15 protein-coding genes are annotated in these 18446 nt (G+C 43.3%); 4 read left to right on the top strand and 11 right to left on the bottom strand.

Annotation, left to right across the window (positions count from 1 at the left end):
* Positions 1–2: 2 nt before the first annotated feature.
* The 3 genes from BHR79_RS01750 to BHR79_RS01740 are packed head-to-tail and all read right to left on the bottom strand — an operon-like array spanning position 3 to position 4607.
* Positions 3–461 carry a bifunctional nuclease family protein gene (locus BHR79_RS01750; protein ID WP_072560623.1) on the bottom strand — a complete coding sequence of 153 codons (459 nt, stop codon included), beginning with the start codon at positions 459–461 and terminating at the stop codon, positions 3–5.
* 47 nt (positions 462–508) lie between these two features.
* Positions 509–1048, bottom strand: a complete 540-nt coding sequence (locus BHR79_RS01745) for a M23 family metallopeptidase (protein ID WP_072560621.1) — start codon at positions 1046–1048, stop codon at positions 509–511.
* Entirely contained in the window at positions 1032–4607 is a 3576-nt protein-coding gene (locus BHR79_RS01740) for a hydantoinase B/oxoprolinase family protein (protein WP_169818166.1), read from the bottom strand. Before BHR79_RS01740 ends, BHR79_RS01745 begins: the two co-directional genes overlap by 17 nt.
* 159 nt (positions 4608–4766) lie before the next feature.
* On the opposite strand from BHR79_RS01740, the gene BHR79_RS01735 reads away from it, so the two are divergent.
* A complete protein-coding gene (locus BHR79_RS01735; protein ID WP_072560619.1) occupies positions 4767–5213 on the top strand; it encodes a phosphatase PAP2 family protein in 447 nt (148 codons plus the stop codon).
* On the opposite strand, the gene purF is transcribed toward BHR79_RS01735, so the two are convergent.
* The 3 genes from purF to BHR79_RS01720 all read right to left on the bottom strand — a co-directional run bounded on the left by purF (position 5200) and on the right by BHR79_RS01720 (position 7109).
* The gene (gene purF, locus BHR79_RS01730) at positions 5200–6612 is read right to left on the bottom strand and encodes an amidophosphoribosyltransferase (RefSeq protein ID WP_072560617.1); all 1413 of its coding nucleotides are present in this window, start codon (positions 6610–6612) and stop codon (positions 5200–5202) included. The two genes, BHR79_RS01735 and purF, sit on opposite strands and share 14 nt — an antisense overlap.
* 28 nt (positions 6613–6640) lie before the next feature.
* Complete coding sequence (locus BHR79_RS01725; RefSeq protein ID WP_072358969.1) at positions 6641–6811, bottom strand: 50S ribosomal protein L37e; 171 nt, start codon at positions 6809–6811, stop codon at positions 6641–6643.
* Positions 6812–6890: 79 nt separating this feature from the next.
* Positions 6891–7109, bottom strand: coding sequence for an LSm family protein (locus BHR79_RS01720; protein ID WP_072358970.1), 219 nt, complete (start codon positions 7107–7109; stop codon positions 6891–6893).
* Between the two features lie 164 nt (positions 7110–7273).
* Here BHR79_RS01720 and thiD point away from each other — a divergent pair, with 164 nt between their 5' ends.
* From thiD to BHR79_RS01705, 3 genes are all read left to right on the top strand, one after another.
* Positions 7274–8602, top strand: a complete 1329-nt coding sequence (gene thiD, locus BHR79_RS01715; protein ID WP_072560615.1) for a bifunctional hydroxymethylpyrimidine kinase/phosphomethylpyrimidine kinase — start codon at positions 7274–7276, stop codon at positions 8600–8602.
* Between the two features lie 65 nt (positions 8603–8667).
* On the top strand, positions 8668–9948 hold the full coding sequence (locus BHR79_RS01710) for a mechanosensitive ion channel family protein (RefSeq protein ID WP_072560613.1): 1281 nt from the start codon (positions 8668–8670) through the stop codon (positions 9946–9948).
* Between the two features lie 51 nt (positions 9949–9999).
* Entirely contained in the window at positions 10000–10641 is a 642-nt protein-coding gene (locus BHR79_RS01705) for a MarC family protein (protein ID WP_072560611.1), read from the top strand.
* On the opposite strand, the gene BHR79_RS01700 is transcribed toward BHR79_RS01705, so the two are convergent.
* The 5 genes from BHR79_RS01700 to alaS form a co-directional block, all read right to left on the bottom strand.
* Positions 10634–11155, bottom strand: a complete 522-nt coding sequence (locus BHR79_RS01700) for a universal stress protein (protein WP_072560609.1) — start codon at positions 11153–11155, stop codon at positions 10634–10636. The genes BHR79_RS01705 and BHR79_RS01700 overlap by 8 nt on opposite strands.
* A 52-nt stretch (positions 11156–11207) precedes the next feature.
* Positions 11208–13805: a valine--tRNA ligase gene (locus BHR79_RS01695; RefSeq protein WP_072560607.1), complete on the bottom strand. Its 2598-nt coding sequence runs from the start codon at positions 13803–13805 to the stop codon at positions 11208–11210.
* 185 nt (positions 13806–13990) lie between these two features.
* A complete protein-coding gene (locus tag BHR79_RS01690) occupies positions 13991–14245 on the bottom strand; it encodes a hypothetical protein (protein ID WP_072560605.1) in 255 nt (84 codons plus the stop codon).
* A 137-nt stretch (positions 14246–14382) separates the two neighbouring features.
* Entirely contained in the window at positions 14383–15450 is a 1068-nt protein-coding gene (locus tag BHR79_RS01685; RefSeq protein WP_072560603.1) for a response regulator transcription factor, read from the bottom strand.
* A gap of 95 nt (positions 15451–15545) precedes the next feature.
* The gene (gene alaS / locus BHR79_RS01680; protein ID WP_072560601.1) at positions 15546–18320 is read right to left on the bottom strand and encodes an alanine--tRNA ligase; all 2775 of its coding nucleotides are present in this window, start codon (positions 18318–18320) and stop codon (positions 15546–15548) included.
* Positions 18321–18446 lie beyond the last annotated feature (126 nt).

Genomic DNA, 18446 nt, shown 5'->3' with positions numbered 1-18446 from the left:
GATTACAACAGGGATTCGAATGATTTCGCGCCGTCCAGTTCTTCGGGACTTATGACATCGTTTTCCAGAATTTCATCCTTAATATTGATTGGAACATCTGCTCGCAGGGCAAGGGCGATGCAATCACTGGGTCTTGCATCGAATTCCATTTTAACACCGTTTTTGCTCAAAGTCAGACGGGCGTAAAATACTCCTTCTGCCTTTTCATCAATGAATACGCTTTCAACTTTGCCTTCCATTCTTGAGAGGATGGACATCAAAAGGTCATGGGTCATTGGGCGTGGTGTTGTCTCACTGTTTAATGCATTATTTATGGACAGGGCTTCCAGATGCCCTATATAAATCGGCATTATTTTTCCGGCCGCACCTTCCAGGATGACAGTTGGTGCTATTCCCTCTTCCATTTTCATGAGGTAAACTCCCTTTATATTTACCTGGCAGGTTTCGTCTTCCTCTGGCATGCCTTTATCATGAAATTCAATAATATTAATATCTTATCAATTGATTTTTATTTATGCAAATAATGCAGGGGGTTCAAGAGGCCCGGTGGTTTTTTGGACCCGAACCAATTTCCTCCCAGATACAATTTATGATCTGTAACAGGGTATTCTTCCCATATTTCAAGATGCAACATGGCAGGATTTTTTTCTTTTAGTGCCTGGATATATCGGGGTGATGTGCTATCTATAATCGCAGGGTTGAGTACCAGCCCGACTTCTCCAATCTGGTCATGTTTTTTGATCCATGTACCTTTCTGCGGAATGGTCATGGCCATTTCCCCGTATTTGTAATATGTTCCGGAATTCCCCCTAACTATTAGATGGTAGGTTTCATTCCAGTACTTTATCATTGAAGGGGAAGTCATGATTTCAATTTCTACAACTTCCCCTTCCTCTATGGCAAAAACCGGGGTTCCTTTTTTTGCATAAAGGTCAATGCCACAGTGGTGGCGGTCTTTTCTGTCTTCCCAGAAACAACCCCGTTCACCATCAGCAGGTATATGTACCGGTACTGGAAGGGGCCAGTTTTTTTCATTCCCTGTTTCCATAGCCTCCTCCTCCGGGAGTTTTAATTATGAATACATCTCCTTCTTCCACTTCTATTTCATCAGCTGCTGAAAGTTCAATAGTTTCCCCACTTTTCCTTTTTAAGGTGTTTTCCCCGGTGCTTGCATTTTTTCCGCCTGCCATTCCCTTTGGTGGATATTTCCTGTGGCTTGAAAGAATTGCTGCATTCATTTTTTTGAGAAAACGTACCTTTCTGAGTACACCGTTGCCTCCCTGGAATTGTCCCTTTCCTCCGCTACCACTCCTAATACTGAATTCCTCTATTCTCACAGGAAAGCGTAATTCCATGATTTCGGGGTCTGTAATCAGGGAATTAGTCATGTGTGTCTGAACTGCATCTTCTCCATCAAAACCATTGCCTGCTCCTGCCCCCCCACAGATTGTCTCATAATACTGGAATCTGTCATTGCCGAATGTGAAATTATTCATTGTTCCCTGGGAAGGTGCAAGTGTACCGAGGGCTCCGTAGAGGCAATCCACAATATATTGGGAAGTTTCGACATTCCCTGCCACAACAGCTGCAGGATATGAAGGATTAAGCATCGAATTTTCGGGAATAATTATCGTAATTGGCCTGAGACAGCCAGAGTTGAGCGGAATGTCATCCTGCACAAGTGTCCTGAATACATAAAGTACCGCAGCTTTGCATACTGCTGAGGGTGCATTGAAATTGCTTTCCGTTTGGGGTGAAGTGTGTGTAAAATCGATGATTGCTTTTGTGTTCTCCCTGTCAATTCTTACCCTTACTGCAATTTTACTGTCATCATCCAGTCTGTACTCAAAGTCTCCATTTTCTAAAACATCAATTACTCTTTCCACCGCCATTTCGGCATTATCCTGTACGTGTTGCATGTATGCAGTAATGGTTTTCAGGGAATATGTATCAACAAGTTTGCGGAGTTCTTCTATTCCTTTATGGTTGGCAGCAATCTGTGCTTTGAGATCTGCGATGTTCTGGTCGGGGTCTCGGGGGGGATATGTTGCCTGGTTGAAAAGTTCAAGCAATTTTTGTTCCCGGAATTTTCCTTGCTCTGTAAGTTTGAATTCTTCAATAAGGACTCCTTCTTCCTCGATCCTCTTGCTTAATGGTGGCATGGAACCCGGAGTTATCCCGCCGATATCCGCATGGTGGCCTCTGGATGCTACATAAAATTGTGGTTTTCCATTGCTAATAAGCGGGGATACTGCAGTTATATCAGGGAGATGGGTCCCTCCATGATAGGGGGAATTGAGAATGTAGGTGTCACCTTCGCTGAAATCATTTTCATGGTTGCAGATTACCTCTTTTACTGCGTCTTCCATTGATCCCAGGTGTACCGGGATGTGGGGTGCATTTGCAACAAGATTACCGCTGCTATCAAAGATTGCACAGGAGAAATCCAATCTCTCTTTTATATTCACCGAATGGGCTGCATTGCGTAATCTGTATCCCATTTGTTCGGCTACTGACATGAAACGATTATTGAATATCTCAAGCATGATGGGATCGACTTCAGTACCAATATCCGGTCTGGACTTCGTCACCTTTTTTTCCAGCAGCAAATGATTGTGTTCTGTTATGGAAGCCTGCCATTTACTTTCCAGTACAATGGTAGTTGTATTTTCCATGATTAGGGCAGGCCCTGTAATCCGATTGCCGGGTTTGAGGACATCTCTTGTGAACAAAGGTATCCTGTGCCATCTCCCTTCCATGTAAACTTCCTTTGAAGATGCAGGCTTCGGGTTTTTATCTGTTAATAAATGGGTGGTTTCTACAGGTGTCTGGTTCTTGCCAATAATTTCCACATAGGCAGAATCCACTACCAGTTTTCTATTTTCACTTACGAAACCAAAACGTTCGATGTGCAGGGTGTGAAACATTTTTGTCATTTCGTCTATTGGGCCACATGGCAAATCAAAAGTGGTTTCAGTACTTTCGTATTTCAGGCGTACCCTTTCCAAGGTTTCGATTTCAATATTCCTGTCACCTGTTGCAAGCATGCGTTCCATTCCTTTTTCAGAAAGGTTTTTTGTGATACCTGCCAGTTCCTTTTCAACTCCTTCCTCAAGGTACGTCTCCAGGGCCTTCTCCTCGATTACCCGTCTGTCTGCAAGTCCCATTCCGTACGCTGACAGTACTCCTGCAAAAGGATGGATCAGTATTTTTCCAATTCCCAGAGAATCAGCTACAAGGCCTGCATGTTGTGCTCCCGCACCTCCGAAACAACATAGGATATAATCTTCCAGGTGATACCCCCGTTTCACCGAAATATGCTTGATGGCATTAGCCATATTTTCCACTGCCACCTTCAGGAAACCTTCGGCGACTTCCTCCGGATTCATGCTTTTACCGGTTTGCAGCTTTATTTCTTCTGCAAGTTCACTGAATTTTTCCACAACAATTTCCCTGTCAAGGGGTAAATCCGCATTTTCACCGAAAATCCGGGGAAAATTCTGTGGGTTTATCTTGCCCAGCATTACGTTACAGTCAGTAACTGTAAGTGGACCTCCTTTCCTGTAGGAGGCGGGTCCGGGGTCGGCGCCCGCAGAATCGGGTCCTGCCTGGAACCTGCCATCTTCAAAGTGCAGGATTGATCCGCCGCCTGCAGCAACAGTATGTATGTTCAGCATGGGAGTGTGCAGATGTGTTCCTGAGATAGTTGATTCGAGGGTTCGTTCCATTTCTCCCCTGTAATGGGCTACATCGGTGGATGTTCCCCCCATATCAAAACTGATTACCCGGTCAAACCCTGCCATCCTGCAGACTTCTGCCGATCCTACAATGCCGCCGGCAGGACCCGAAAGAATACTGTCTTTGCCCCGAAAACTGTCTCCATTTACAAGTCCGCCGCTGGATTGCATGAAGAAAAGATCAGTAGAGTTTTTCTGGTCATTGAGTTTGTTGCGGACCAGATTAACATAATTTTCCAGCACAGGGGACAGGTATGCATCCACAACTGTTGTTTCTGCCCGGGCAACCAGTTTGCTTAAAGGGCTTGTGCGATGGGAGAGGGATATATTGGTATATCCTACATTATGTGCAATCTTTTCTATTTGCTCTTCGTGAGCAGGATAGCGAAACGAATGCATAAGAGCAACTGCGACAGAGCGGTAACCCTTATTGTAATATTCCATAAGTTTTTCTTTGATATCCTCACAGTCCAGAGGAGTTACTATTGTTCCGTCAGAGCTGTATCTTTGTCTGGCTTCAATAACTTCCTCATAGAGTACTTCGGGTTTTTTGATATCAAGTGCAAATATACAGGGGCGGTTCTGGTATCCGATTTTCAGGATGTCCCGGAATCCTTCCGTTATTACAAGTACTGTAGGCTCTCCCCTGCGCTCAAGCAGTGCATTCGTTCCTACAGTGGTCCCCATACGGATAGATGTAATTTTTTCTGCAGGAAGGGATTCATCTTTTCCGAGATTCAGGACCTGTCGGATCCCTTCTATGGCAGCATCTTCGTATTGTTCGGGATTGTCGGATAGGAGTTTGTGTGTCTGGAGTTTCCCGTCCGGTTTTAGGGCCACTATATCAGTGAAGGTACCTCCTCTGTCAATCCAGAAGTCCTAGGAATTTGAATTATTTTGCATGTTTTCACAGCGATTATCCTGCAAAATTGTTTATATCTGGCTTACAATATTATGTCAATGTCATTTTAGGAATTTGATTTGCAATTATTTCATTACATAAATTCCATTCAGGCTCTTGATTTTATCATGGTTCCCCTGACAATAGCGGGAAACCTGTTTATATGGTTGTTAATCGCTGCATTTCTATATATATTTAAAGGTAAATCTTATGCAGTCTATTACTTGTCACTTTTGTTAATAATATGGCTGGCTGTTTATGGGATGAAATCATTATTCATGTTTCCCAGGCCAGAAACTGGACGTATCCTTGTGGATGCAGCCGGCTATTCTTTTCCCAGCAGTCACACAGCACTGGCTTTTGGAACTGCCACGTTTTTGCATCCAGTTTCAGGCAAATCAAGTTATTTATTCTGGCTATTTGCCATAATGATGGGTATCAGCCGGATTACAGTAGGTGTACATTACCCTACGGATGTTATAGCAGGTGCAATAGCAGGCATTATTCTGGGTTATGCAGGTTTGCTTTTTTATCCTGCATTTGTAAGAAAAGTAAATAGGTTTAGAATTGATTAAGCCGGGTTTGCCTGCACTGGCATTTTTCCCCGGGAATCTCCAGAGGATATACTTCTGTCAGACATCCCATGCACAGGTCCTCTTTGTCAAGACCTATGGCTCTGACCAGTCCATCGATACTTAAGTATCCAAGGGAATCTGCGTTTATGGTATTACAAATATTCTCCACTTTGTTGTTTGCCGCAATTAATTCCTCACGGGTAGCCATATCAATTCCCATATAACAGGGGGCAATTATAGCAGGGCTCCCGATTCTTGCGTGTATTTCTCTGGCACCAGCGTCTTTTATCATTTTGATGATTTTCCGGGAAGTGGTTCCCCTTACAACACTGTCATCGATGAGTACTACCCTTTTTTCTTCTATGTTTTCTGCAATAGTGTTCATCTTGAGCCTGACAGCGGTTTCTCTCATTTCCTGGCCCGGAAGAATAAAGGTCCTGCCAATATAACGGTTTTTCATCAAACCTTCCTGATACTTGATGCCTGATTCCCTGGTATATCCGACAGCAGAAGTAATACCCGAATCAGGTACCGGAGAAATAATATCCGCTTCAACAGGATGTTCTTTTGCAAGTTCCCTGCCAATACGTTCCCTGACTTTGTAGACAAGCTGGCCATCGATTACAGAGTCAGGCCTTGCAAAATAGATATATTCAAAAACACAATGTGCTGCATGTGTGGTATTGTATACCTGATGACTTTCCACTTCACCATCTTTTAATACAACAACCTCGCCAGGTTTTACGTCCCTGATAAGTTTGCCGTTTAATGTATCAATGGCCACACTTTCGGATGCCACTACCAGTCCAAGGTCCGTTTTTCCTATACATAGAGGTTTGATCCCAAGCGGGTCCCTGGCGGCTATCAGGAGGTCATCGATCATTATGGCCAGGGAATATGACCCTTCAAGCCTGTTCATCACGTTCTTGATAGACTCTACAGGTCCGTGTTTTAGCAGTTCCTTGACCAGAAGGTGGGCAACGACTTCGGTGTCAGAATCGGTAATAAAAATCCTGCCTTCTGATTCCAGTTCGTCCCGCAGGTCACTGCCGTTCACCAGGTTGCCATTATGGGCAATAGCTACAGTACCACTTTTATAATTCACAATAAGGGGCTGGCAATTTTCTATTCGTGACTGACCCGTTGTGGAATAACGGACGTGGCCAATGCCTACATGACCTACAAGTTTTGCAATGTCTTCTCTTGCATAAACTTCCGGGACAAGGCCCATCCCTTTCAGCGAATGGGTTGACCCACCATTGTAAACAGTAATGCCAGTGGATTCCTGACCCCTGTGCTGTAGTGCATAGAGAGAATAGTAAATCTGAAGTGCGGCGGTTTTTGATTGGGATTTTGTATCATCCAGTAAAACCCCTACAACACCGCATTCTTCCTTCATTTGCACCTCAGCAAAAGAATAAGAGTAATCAGTATTTGCACTTGCGCTGCCACTTGTAACTTCTCATACGCGAGGTCTTACCAAATCCGCAGGATGTGCACTGTTTGGTGTGGATATTAAGAGATACGCTACCGCAACGTCTGCATTTAGCATGTGTACGTTTCTGCCTTTTTCCTCTTGAGGGAGTACCTTTTGACATTATTTATCACCTTGTAATATGGATAGTAGTAATCAGTATTCTGAAGGGTACCATTGATTGCCCTGATTATTCTTATAGGTTACGGAGATACATATACAACATTATCTCCACGGACAACAACGCTTCCAATCTTGCGGACGATTTCTCCTTCCTTGATCTCTTCAGCTTCATCCAGCACCAGGTTCATGTGAACGTCATATCCCTGAAGTGTTCCACGAAATTCTCTTGCACCTTTCAATCTTACGATTACGGCTGTGTTTAATGCGTTGTTCAGTATGTCCAGAGGTCTGTTTCCCATATTGAATTACCCCGTAGGTATAATATTTAAATCTAATTTACCCAAACGAATTTAATTGGGTGTTTGCATGTAATAATGTAAACCTCACATGTTGCAAATACTATATATAAAGTTATCGCAGATATTCTGCATCAGTCAAATAAATTATCATCAGGTGAAATTATATGAGCAATACAAAGGTAGCCCTTACGATAGCAGGTTCGGATTCCGGCGGAGGTGCCGGCATAGAAGCAGACATTCGTACCTTTTCGGCACTTGGGATGCATCCCACATGCGCCGTCACATGCATTACCTCCCAGAATACAATGGGTGTACAGGATTCAATGGAGGTGCCCTTGCCCCATATATCCTCTCAGATTGATGCGGTGTGTACGGATATGGATGTAAAATGGGCAAAAACAGGAATGCTTTCTTCTCCTGAAATTATCGCCACGGTTGCATCTGAGGTAAAGAAGCATCGTCTTAAACTTGTTGTGGATCCGGTAATGACTGCCGAGGCCGGAGGCACCTTGCTTGCAGAATCTGCGCTTAGTATCCTGAAAGAAAAATTGTTCCCTCTGGCTTTTGTTGTAACTCCCAACATATATGAGGCAAAAGCCCTGTCAGGAGTTACGATAAACACCTGGGAAGATGGGCAGAAAGCAGCTCGCAGGATAGCAAAACTCGGTGTGGATAATGTAATAATTACAGGAGGTCATTTTGATGCTTCGGATCTTGTCTATGAATCCCACAATGACACATTTACAACAATATCAAGTCGATTTGTTGAAGGGGGAACTCATGGCTCAGGGTGCACCTATTCGGCGGCTCTGCTTGTTTATCTCTCAAATGAATTGAGAGTGCCCGAGGCTGCAAGGTGTGCCAAAAGATTTGTAGAAAATGCCATTTCAAAAAGTACCGATGCTGGAATGGGTGTCTCGCCGGTAGATCCGCTTGCTTTTCTGCGTAATTCAGCTGCAAAACACCATACTTTTGTGAATACTACCGAGGCCCTGGATATCCTGCTTTCAGAAAAGGCTTTTTCAAAACTTATCCCCGAGGTAGGATGCAATATTGCCATGGCAACTCCTGAGGCGGAAACAATATCCGATGTAGCCGGTGTACACGGTCGTATAACCCGTTCAAAAGGCAGGCCTGTGGCATCAGGATGTGTTGGGTTTGGTGCCAGTAAACATGTTGGAAGTGTGGTACTTGCTGCTATACATTCCAATCCTGAAATCAGGGCATGCCTGAATGTTAAGTACAGCAAGGCGGTACTTGCTGCCTGCAGCCAGATGGGCCTTGGAATTGCTTCTTTTGAACGCAAAGACGAGCCTTCCGATGTGAGTACAATGGATTGGGGAACGGCTTATGCAATAGAAAAATACGGCAAGGTCCCGGAAGTCATATATGATGAAGGCGATTTTGGAAAAGAACCTATGATAAGGCTGCTTGGCAAGAATGCGACAGATGTTGTGGAGATGGCCCTGCGGATTGTCGAACGAATTAATTGATCGGTTTTGGGTATAGGTATAAGTAAATACAGACTTATACCTTATACTGGTAATTTCCATTATTAATGGAGGAATATTGTATCGCAGTTGGGGTCGATGATTTTTATTCAACGATTGTAATAGTTATATTGACATTGCTGGTAGTCCTTCTGTTCCAGTATCTTTTTAAGAAATCTTTGATTTTCAAAGGTGACAACTTCATAAGGAATCTTTTCTTTACCCTTATTACATTCCTGGGCATGATGTTGGTTATATTTTCCCTGCCGATATCCAGTGATTCAAAACAGATCATAGTAAGTGCGATAGGTATTATTGTTGGTGCTACTGTAGCTCTTTCTTCTACCACCTTTGTTTCAAATGGAATGTCTGGTATAATGGTTCGGCTCATTAAGCCATTCAATGTGGGTGATTATATCAGAAGTGGTGAAATCTTTGGCAGGGTGACTGACAAAACTATACTCTATACACGAATTCAGTCAGAAGATCGTGACCTGATCATCGTACCAAATTTGAAACTAATGTCCAATCCTCTGATTACCATACGCTCTTCGGGAACCATAATCTCTACTAATGTTTCACTGGGTTATGATGTATGCCGGCAGGATATTGAAACAGCTTTACTCGAGGCGGCTGGTCAGGCAGGCCTGGAGGATCCTTTCGTACATGTTCTTGAGCTGGGGGACTTCTCTGTCACCTACAAAGTGGGTGGTCTGCTGAAAGAGACTAAAGCTTTGCTAACTGACCGTTCTAATTTTAAGAAGGAAGTGCTGGATTCGCTTCATAAAATGGATATTGAAATTGTATCTCCTACATTCATGAACCAGAGGGTCATGAAGAATGGCAAACGATTCATTCCTCCTCTGCGGGAAAATAAGGAGGATGAGGAGGAATATCGGCCTGACAGGAACTACATTCCCGAGGTATCCACCGAAGAAATCATTTTTGATAAGGCTATAGAGGCTGAAATGCTGGAAAAAGCTCGTAATACCCTGGAATATTTTGATAATAAAAAGGCAAAAGTGGAAAAACAAATTTCCTGCCTTCCTGAAAAATCTGCCAAAATCCAGCAGAATAATTGGTCTTCTATACAGGATCGCTTGAAAAACATAGAGCAGATTGTTGAGGCACTGGAAAAAGCTCCGGAACCGGGAGAAATGGAATCATCGCCCGAAGGTCTGCTTCACTCCAAGGTGCTTGAACACCTCAGTTCCATCATGGACAGCATTCTTGAGGATTATAACCAAATGGTGGAAATAATGGAATCTGGCTCCTGTGAGATTGAGGACAAAAAATCTGATGGGTTATCAGATAGTGAAGAATCTGTCAGTGAAAACGATGTTAATTAACTGACTTATTTAGGATCACTTTTAAATACCAGATTGCTATAGTGGCCAGATATGGACGTTGTATCATTCTTTATTTACTCTTTTGTTAGCATCTTCGTTATCGTGAGTCCGATCGGAGTAGTCGTGACGTTCATCTCACTAACAAGCAGCATGACCCAGGAAGAAAAAAACAGTATAGCAACCCGTGCAACCCTTCTTGCCTGTGCTATATGCATTTTCTTTGCACTTACCGGTCACAGCATCCTCAATGTTTTCGGGATTAGTGTAGATTCGCTGAGGGTGGCTGGTGGAATATTGTTGTTCAAGGTAGCTTTTGATATGCTGCTCTCAAAAGTATCCGGGGAAAGTGTAACGGAAGAGGAAATTCATGAATCCCTCAGCCGTGATGATGTCTGGATATTCCCCATAGCCCTTCCTTTGATGACAGGGCCTGCCACAATCACAACCGTAGTCGTGCTTTCGGGTACATCCCCTTTAATTTCTCATAAACTGGTGGTATTGCTGGCAATCCTGCTGACATTCGGTATATGCTTTGTGACTCTATATTATTCCCGGCGTCTCTATAAATTAATAGGATACACCGGAGCACATGTTATCACCAGGCTTCTCGGTCTTTTCCTTGCAGCTCTTGCGGTGGATTTTGTAACTCATGGTGTGTGGAATATATATAGTAACCTTGCAGGATTCACCTGACCGACATTACATCACAGCCGGCATTATGGATTACTCTTTCTGCTACACGTCCCAGCCGGAATGTCCCGTCTGAGCCCATGCCTAATGTGCCCATAACAATCAGATCTACGTTCTTATCGGAGGCAAAATCAAGGATTTCATTTGCCGGTTTGCCTTCGATGTGTACTTTTTCGACATCGACGCCCTTATTTTTCCCGAGATCCTCGACGTAGGAAAGAATATTTTCTGCTTTTTCCTCGAGATGCTTCTTGCGTTCTATTTTCCAGTTTTCGTCGGCAATCTTTGCAAATTCACGCCACTGGGCCGGAGATATATGTTCGGGAAGCGACACCTGCATTGCCGTTTTCCAATCCCTGTGTATTGCTTCCCTGGTCATGCCTACAGGATTCATTTCCATTACATAGAGTGCATAGACCTTTGAACCACATGCACTTGCTAAATCTATTCCCGATTGCACTGCTTTTCGTGCATTTTCGGAACCGTCGGTAGTTATTAATATAGTATTATATACCATTGGTACTCCCCCATAGAAACAAGGGGAGTACTCCAATAAATAAATAGCGAAATCAGCGCAATATTACGGCCATTACATCGCTGACCTCAAGGACATCCACTGTTCTGCCTGCAGACGTTACTTCTTTTATTATTTCCACACTTTCAGGTTCCAGACTTATTTTTTCTCCATCAACTTCAATATCAATGGATCCAGATTCCTTCATCTGTGCAACCCTGGATGCATCCATTTTTTTCAGGGTAGCGATGATACTGCCAGCCTGTTTGCGGAATTTTGGTCCGATAATTCCCATGTTGGGTTTAACATCCACGGGTACATGTTCAAATTCGGGTATTCCTTCTATAACTTCCACTGCAGAATTTGTAGCTCCCTCAAGGTCTGTAACATCATCCATTACAGAATAGATCTCGATCTTCTTGAGAGGGGCATTCAGGGCCATCCCTGAATCGGATTTATACCTGCGGATACTGCTTGCGAGGTCTTTTATTATTTCACCCTGCTTCTCATAAGTTTCATCGATCATTTCCCTGTGTGCAGAAGGCCAGTTTGTTTGGTGAACACTGTCTGTAGAAATATGGGAATAAACTTCCTCTGCAAAGAAAGGTGCAAAGGGTGCAAGCATGCGGGTCAGGGTTTCCAGGGTTGTGTAGAGGGTATAACGGGCTGCTTTCTTTGAAGTTTCCTCCTCTCCATAAAGTCTGGCTTTGACAAGTTCGATATAGTTGTCCGCAAGGGTTTCCCAGGCAAATCCTCGTATGGATTTGTAGGCTTCGTCGAACTGGTAGTTATCCATATTCTCGGTTACTGAAATTATCAGCCTGTTGAGTTTGCTGAGCAACCAGCGATCTACTGTGCCTAGGCTGGATATGGCAACTTCAGGGATGTCGGGTAGTACTTCTTCCAGATGGGACATTGAAAAGCGGAAGATGCTCCACATTTTGTTAAAGTATCTGGATCCTGATACCACGTCTTTCCATCTAAACATTACATCAGAACCCGTAGAACCTCCGATTGCAGCCCACTGGCGGAACGCATCAGAGCTGTACTGGTCGACGACCTCTTCCGGAGAAATGATGTTGCCCCGGGATTTGCTCATCTTGTGTCCGTCTTCTCCGAGTACCATACCATTTATCATGATAGATTCCCACGGTTTGGAATCCTGAAGAGCTTTGGCACGGAGTATGCTGTAAAATGCCCACGTGCGGATAATGTCGTGGCCCTGGGGTCGCAGCTGTGCAGGTGATCTCATTTCATGATCTGTAAGCCAACCTGTAACATGCAGGGCTGTCAGGGATGAGTCCATCCAGGTATCCAGTACATCTTCTTCAGCTTCAAAATCAATCGAACCACATTCACAGGGTATTGGAGGTTTTGTCTGTGTGGGGTCAAGAGGCAACCACTCCTCTTCTGCAATCAGGGATTTCCCACATTGTTTGCAGTACCACACCGGTATAGGGGTGGCAAAAATACGCTGTCTGGATATGCACCAATCCCATTCCATGGTGTTTGTCCAGTTTTCCAGGCGTATCTTCATGTAGTCAGGGATCCAGTTGATCTCATTTGCTGTTTCAAGGATTTTATCATTTTCAATTTTGACAAACCATTGCCTTTCAGAAAGAATCTCTATCGGTGTGTTGCAACGCCAGCACATTCCCACATTCTGGTCAAGGCTGTCCTGATCGTACAGGTAACCCTGGTCTTTGAGATCCCGAACGATTGCTTCCTTGCATTCTGAAGATTTCATTCCTTCATATTTGCCGGCAATACCTGTCATAAAGCCATTACGATCAATAGCCTTACGCAGGGGTAGGTTGTGCTCGATCCACCAGCGTACATCCTGTTTGTCACCGAAGGTACATATCATTACCACGCCTGTACCGAATTCTGGATCGACCTCTTTGTCTGCTATTACAGGCACTTCATGGTCAAATAAAGGTACTTTTACATTTTCACCAATATTTTCTTTATACCTTTCATCATCGGGGTTGATTGCCACAGCAACACAGGCAGCCAACAATTCAGGTCTTGTGGTAGCGATCCTGACTTTATCAAAGTTCAGATAATTCAGTTTTGTGTCCCTTGCTTCATATTCGACTTCCGCAAAGGCAATAGCTGTTTCACAGCGCGGGCACCAGTTTACGGGATGGTCGGCCTGATAGATACGTCCCTGTTTTTGCATCTGGACAAAGGAGCGCTGTGTTTTTACGAAGTATTCGGGTTTCATCGTGATGAATTCGTTACTCCAATCCACCGAAAAACCCAACATGCGCATTGTCTGGCGCATTTTCTCTATATTTCCGATTGTAAGCTCTTCACAGAGCTCCCTGAATTCAGCTCTTGGAACCTGATTTTTAGTAATGCCATGTATCTCTTCTACCTTCACTTCAGTGGGAAGGCCATGACAGTCCCATCCCTGTGGGAACATAACATTGAATCCCTGCATGCGTTTATATCGTGCAACAAAATCGATGTAACACCAGTTAAGGGAATTTCCGATATGGAAATTCCCTGTAGGATAGGGAGGAGGGGTATCTATTATATACTGGGGTTTATTCTCATCTTCCCAATCAAAATGGTACATTGACATGTCCCAGGCATTCTGCCATCTTTTTTCCACTTCTTGGGGGTTATATTCTTTAGGGATCGTCATCAGGACACTCCGATAATTATGATGAATAAGTTTGATATTCAGTACCGGATGGCATAATATATGTATATCCGGCAAATCTCGAACAACATCTTGTCTAATCTTATATTAAAGGTTTGCTTATGTCCAACAATGGCTTCTATAGAATAGCCTGACCACAGAGTATGATTTGGTGAACTCAATTTAAGTTATATAATGAGTGAAACAAAGGTGCCTGCTATGATTATTGCCACAATTGAGGCGGATAAAAAAAGACCGGAGTAAAATATAAGATCCCTGTCATGTTCCTGTACTCCGTACATCAGGCCAAAAATGGTTATAAATATCCCGCCAACAGCTATAGCTATCAGATCACGGTATGCCGTGTATAGAAAAAGAATTGCAATGATGTAGAGTACTGCTATAAGATAGGGGTTGTGATATAATGATTTTTCTTTTTTCATCCTGTCACCTGGGTACTTTTATCGGTTATAACCTGCAATGGGGTGCCGGTTACCAGATCTTTTATAATTAAAGTTCTTGATGGTTGTAATTATAATATTCCAGGTCACAAAACCCGGCAAAAAGGTAGTTGAGTAAATTATTCACTTTCTTCTGGGGGTTTCCAGCCAAAACGTTTCATAACCATTTTTATACGGGCATTAACTTCTCTTTTGTCAAAGGGTTTTGAAATATAATCATCAATACCCAGTTCCATTCCCTTTAGTTTGTCATCTACTTTTGTTTTGGCTGTAATCATGATAATCGCAATGTCTCTTGTGTCCCTTTCCTTTTTCAGGGTCTCAACGACCTCATAACCGTCCATATCCGGCATCATTATGTCCAGTAATATAAGGTCCGGGAATTCTTCTCTTGCAATTTTGATGGCATCTTTCCCGTTATATGCAACTAAAAAATCGTAGGGTTCATCTTTCAGGGACAATTTCAAAAGATCGGGAATATCGGGTTCATCATCTACAATAAGTATTTTTAGTCTTTCTTTTTTGATCTTTTTCTGGATGTAGTATAGATTTATTTTTCCCTTTTCGACTACGTATTTCACATCAAGACTTTTCAGTCCCATTTCAACATGCATCTCTCCGGTATCCGAGGCATCTATTACAACATCGAAAAAGGATACCAAAGTTCCTTCTTTTTCACCAGCAGAACCTTTGTTGAGCATTGACACAGCGCTTCCTTCATGCTGGTGGACATTTGACATAACGTATTTCAGGAAATTTTCAACAACCTGGAGATTATCCTTTGAAAGGGTATTCATGTCATCAATGACCATTGTTGATCCGGGCATTTCAGAAAATAGTTTTGAGGTATGTGACCCGATTTTCATATAATCGGTCTGGGAAGAATAGTAAAGGGTATTTTCTTTTTTCTCTTTTGAAGGGTCTTCGATATCTATAAACCATATTCTATCCAGATAGTCTTCAATCCCCATCCCATAATCCCTAAAATTATCTATTACCTTGTCTCTTGAGTTTTTCAGACAGAGCCATATTATATTCTTTTGATCATCATTTTCCAGTATGGACTGAATATAAAAGTAGATTAACCTTTCACTGGATATACTTGCAGGAGCCAGAAAAACAGTGGTTTTGTCGGCAAGTCCTTCACGAAAAGTATCCATAATCTCTGCGGTATCTTCGCCGGACATTTCCCTCTACTCCTCCTGATATCTCTATTTGGTGTATTAGAATATTAATGTTTGGGACTTCTGTTCACATTACAATTAGTCCCAAACGTTTTTGATTAATCCCCGAGTTGCTCTTCTAACATCCGGCGACCCAATGCAAGACCTTCATCAATCCTTGAACTATCCTGGCCTCCACCACGTGCCATTGAAGGTTTACCTCCTCCGCCTCCGCCGGTTAGACTTGCTATTTCACGTACGATGTTTCCTACGTTAACCCCTTTTGAAACTGCACTGTCACCGGCAGCAGATGCGATTTTGACACCTTCATGATCACTTATGAGTAATGCAACAATATCGTCACTTGAAGCAAGTTCTCCTGCAATTCGGGTAAGTTCATCGGCATCTGCACCATCGATTCTTGAATTTATAAGGCGAATCTCCTTTATCAGTTCAGCATTTTCAACTAATTGGTTTACATGGGATTCTGCCAGTTCTTTCTTGAGTCGGGTGTTTTCTTTCTTAAATTCTTTCCATTCAGTGAAGAAACGTTCAATGGTTGACGGTAGTTGCTCGGTAGATACCCTCAATGTTTCTGCAGAACTTCTGAGAAGCTTATCCCTTTCCTGGAAAGCTACAACAGCAGATTCGCCTGCTGCATATTCAATACGTTCTACTCCATCCTGTATCCGTTCTGTCTTCAGAATCTTGATGGGGCCGACCTGTCCGGTAAAGGTGCAGTGGGTCCCTGCACAGGCTTCAATATCGCTTCCTACATGCAATACACGAATGCGATCGCCTGGTGGTACTCCGCCCTGGTAAAGGCTAAAACCATATCTTTTTTCGGCGGTACTGCGATCCATCCATTCGCTTATTACTCGCTTGTTCTCCATTACCATCTGGTTTGCAATCATCTCAATCTCATTGATTTCCTCAGGAACAATTCTTTTGTAATGGGAAATATCAAGTCTGGCGCGGTCGGTGAATTTCTGTGCACCTGCCTGCCATATATGTTCTCCCAGCACCTGCCGGGCTGCATCGTTTATTATATGGGTTGCAGTATGATTTCTTGCATGGGCCATGCGACGCTTTTCATCCACTTTACCCGTTACCATATCTCCTTTTCGAATATGGAGTTCATCTTCGATCCTTTCTATGGTATGGATGACCACGCCGTCAAATATCTGGACATCGATCACTTTGAGTAAGGCATCATCTACCATGAATGTGCCATGGTCTGGTGGTTGTCCCCCTCCTTCCGGATAGAGAAGCGTGCTGTCAAGCACTATATTATTGTCAAAAACATCAAGAACAACAGCTTCGAATTCCATTCTGTTTGGTTCATCGTAGAAAAGCCGTTTTGTAGGGGGGAGTTTCTTGAGACGATCTGCATAGGGGATTTCTTTTTCCTCTTCCTGCACGGATTTGCTGTGACGCTCAGCGACAAGGGAGTAAAAATTATCGGGTAGTTCGACTTCCACTCCAACTTCAGAAGCAGCTTCTTTGGATATTTCAGCCGGTATGCCATGACTGTCATACATATCTATAACAGTGTCAAGAGGCATTTTTTCTCCCTTTTTCTTGTAGTGCTTTGCAGATTTTTGTATGAGTTTCTTCCCACGCTGCAGGGTTTCCTGGAATTTCTTTTCTTCGTTATCCAGTATGTCGTTTATTACATCAAATCTGTCGGCGAACTCAGGATATTCAGGGAGATGGTTGATATGCATCTGTATAATGTCTGATAACGGGATTTTGATACCAAGGTCCTGCATCATCTTCATTGTGCGCCTGATCACAAGTCTTGCAAGATATCCGGCTTTGACATTTGAAGGTATTATTCCGTCACCCAGCATAAATGTTATACAACGGGCGTGGTCTGCAATTGCATATGCCGTTTCCACGGGCTCCATTATGGTGCCAAGTTTGTCAGCAGTAATTCCTATGTTTGAAGCTACCTGTTTGCGCAATTCCAGCAGGTTTGCTTTTTCACTTACGTCCATCAGGCCTGCAAGCCGGGCGTTCTGGGATAAAATGTTTGCATAGTCTTTGTCTTCCAGCCGATGCTCCACTCCTGCCAGTTCCATAAGTTCCCCAACAACTTCCGGGAATATAGCATCGTATACAGTAGGGGTTCCCTGGGATGCCCATACCAACCTTTCCAATCCGTAGCCTGTGTCCACTATGTAGTTATCCATTTTCCTGTAAGTATCACCTTTAATCACAATATCTCCGTCTTTGGATTGCTGGAGATTCATAAACACAAGGGTTGCCACTTCCAGGCCACCTATGAGAACTTCAACACAGGCACCGGCGTTTCCGCCACCTGCCCAGGGTTCTTCTTTATAGGTTACAGCAAAGGGGTCTACTCCAAGCTCGTTGAGCAGGCCGTCACAGAGCTGTACTGTCTGGTCTTTCCAGTAGATCTCATTATCCTTTTTGTTGAATGCGTGATGTGCCATCATCTCAAAGGTAGTCAGATGGCGGCCACTTCTTCCTACTGCATCCAGGTCAGAAAGACGAATGCATGGTTGTGATATGGTGAGTGGGTTTGCAGGTGGGGCAACCTGTCCGGAAGTTACAAAGGGCTGGAAATCTGCTATGGAGGCGATAGTAAGATAGATATCATTTCTCCAGCGTGCTATCACAGGGTATCTTTCAATACGTGTGTGTCCATTTTTCTCAAAGTAACTAAGATAAAACTCCCTCATCTGTGCAAGATTAAATTTTTTCTTGAAGACGGGGTTGCCGATGAATGAATATGGGTCACAGGGTGCATCTCCGCATGTATCCCTGTCTCTGTCACGGGTCCAGAAATAACTGCCACACTTTTGGCACTGTTTTCTGATAAAACCGTTTTCGTAGAAGAAATTTATATCGTATTCCTCTTCAAGCATAATAATCCCAAATTGAATAGTTAATTGTAACAATAGAGCCTTAGATTCTTATGCCTAATGCCCCCATGTTTAAAAATATTTCTCATATATACACCTTCTCAATCAGTTATTATTTTATATTTATAT

It is taken from the genome of Methanohalophilus halophilus (assembly GCF_001889405.1).
Taxonomy (GTDB): Archaea; Halobacteriota; Methanosarcinia; order Methanosarcinales; family Methanosarcinaceae; genus Methanohalophilus; species Methanohalophilus halophilus.
The sequence above is the reverse complement of the archived record's forward strand: the minus strand, read 5'-3'. Positions and strand labels throughout refer to the sequence as shown.

What these genes read in the sequence shown, in the direction of transcription:
- BHR79_RS01750 (WP_072560623.1), bottom strand. Translation starts at nt 461, where the DNA reads ATGCCAGAGGAAGACGAAACCTGCCAGGTAAATATAAAGGGAGTTTAC.
- BHR79_RS01700 (WP_072560609.1), bottom strand. Translation starts at nt 11,155, where the DNA reads ATGGTATATAATACTATATTAATAACTACCGACGGTTCCGAAAATGCA.
- BHR79_RS01690 (WP_072560605.1), bottom strand. Translation starts at nt 14,245, where the DNA reads ATGAAAAAAGAAAAATCATTATATCACAACCCCTATCTTATAGCAGTA.
- BHR79_RS01735 (WP_072560619.1), top strand. Translation starts at nt 4,767, where the DNA reads ATGGTTCCCCTGACAATAGCGGGAAACCTGTTTATATGGTTGTTAATC.
- BHR79_RS01720 (WP_072358970.1), bottom strand. Translation starts at nt 7,109, where the DNA reads ATGGGAAACAGACCTCTGGACATACTGAACAACGCATTAAACACAGCC.
- purF (WP_072560617.1), bottom strand. Translation starts at nt 6,612, where the DNA reads ATGAAGGAAGAATGCGGTGTTGTAGGGGTTTTACTGGATGATACAAAA.
- BHR79_RS01725 (WP_072358969.1), bottom strand. Translation starts at nt 6,811, where the DNA reads ATGTCAAAAGGTACTCCCTCAAGAGGAAAAAGGCAGAAACGTACACAT.
- alaS (WP_072560601.1), bottom strand. Translation starts at nt 18,320, where the DNA reads ATGCTTGAAGAGGAATACGATATAAATTTCTTCTACGAAAACGGTTTT.
- thiD (WP_072560615.1), top strand. Translation starts at nt 7,274, where the DNA reads ATGAGCAATACAAAGGTAGCCCTTACGATAGCAGGTTCGGATTCCGGC.
- BHR79_RS01705 (WP_072560611.1), top strand. Translation starts at nt 10,000, where the DNA reads ATGGACGTTGTATCATTCTTTATTTACTCTTTTGTTAGCATCTTCGTT.
- BHR79_RS01710 (WP_072560613.1), top strand. Translation starts at nt 8,668, where the DNA reads ATGGAGGAATATTGTATCGCAGTTGGGGTCGATGATTTTTATTCAACG.
- BHR79_RS01745 (WP_072560621.1), bottom strand. Translation starts at nt 1,048, where the DNA reads ATGGAAACAGGGAATGAAAAAAACTGGCCCCTTCCAGTACCGGTACAT.
- BHR79_RS01695 (WP_072560607.1), bottom strand. Translation starts at nt 13,805, where the DNA reads ATGACGATCCCTAAAGAATATAACCCCCAAGAAGTGGAAAAAAGATGG.
- BHR79_RS01685 (WP_072560603.1), bottom strand. Translation starts at nt 15,450, where the DNA reads ATGTCCGGCGAAGATACCGCAGAGATTATGGATACTTTTCGTGAAGGA.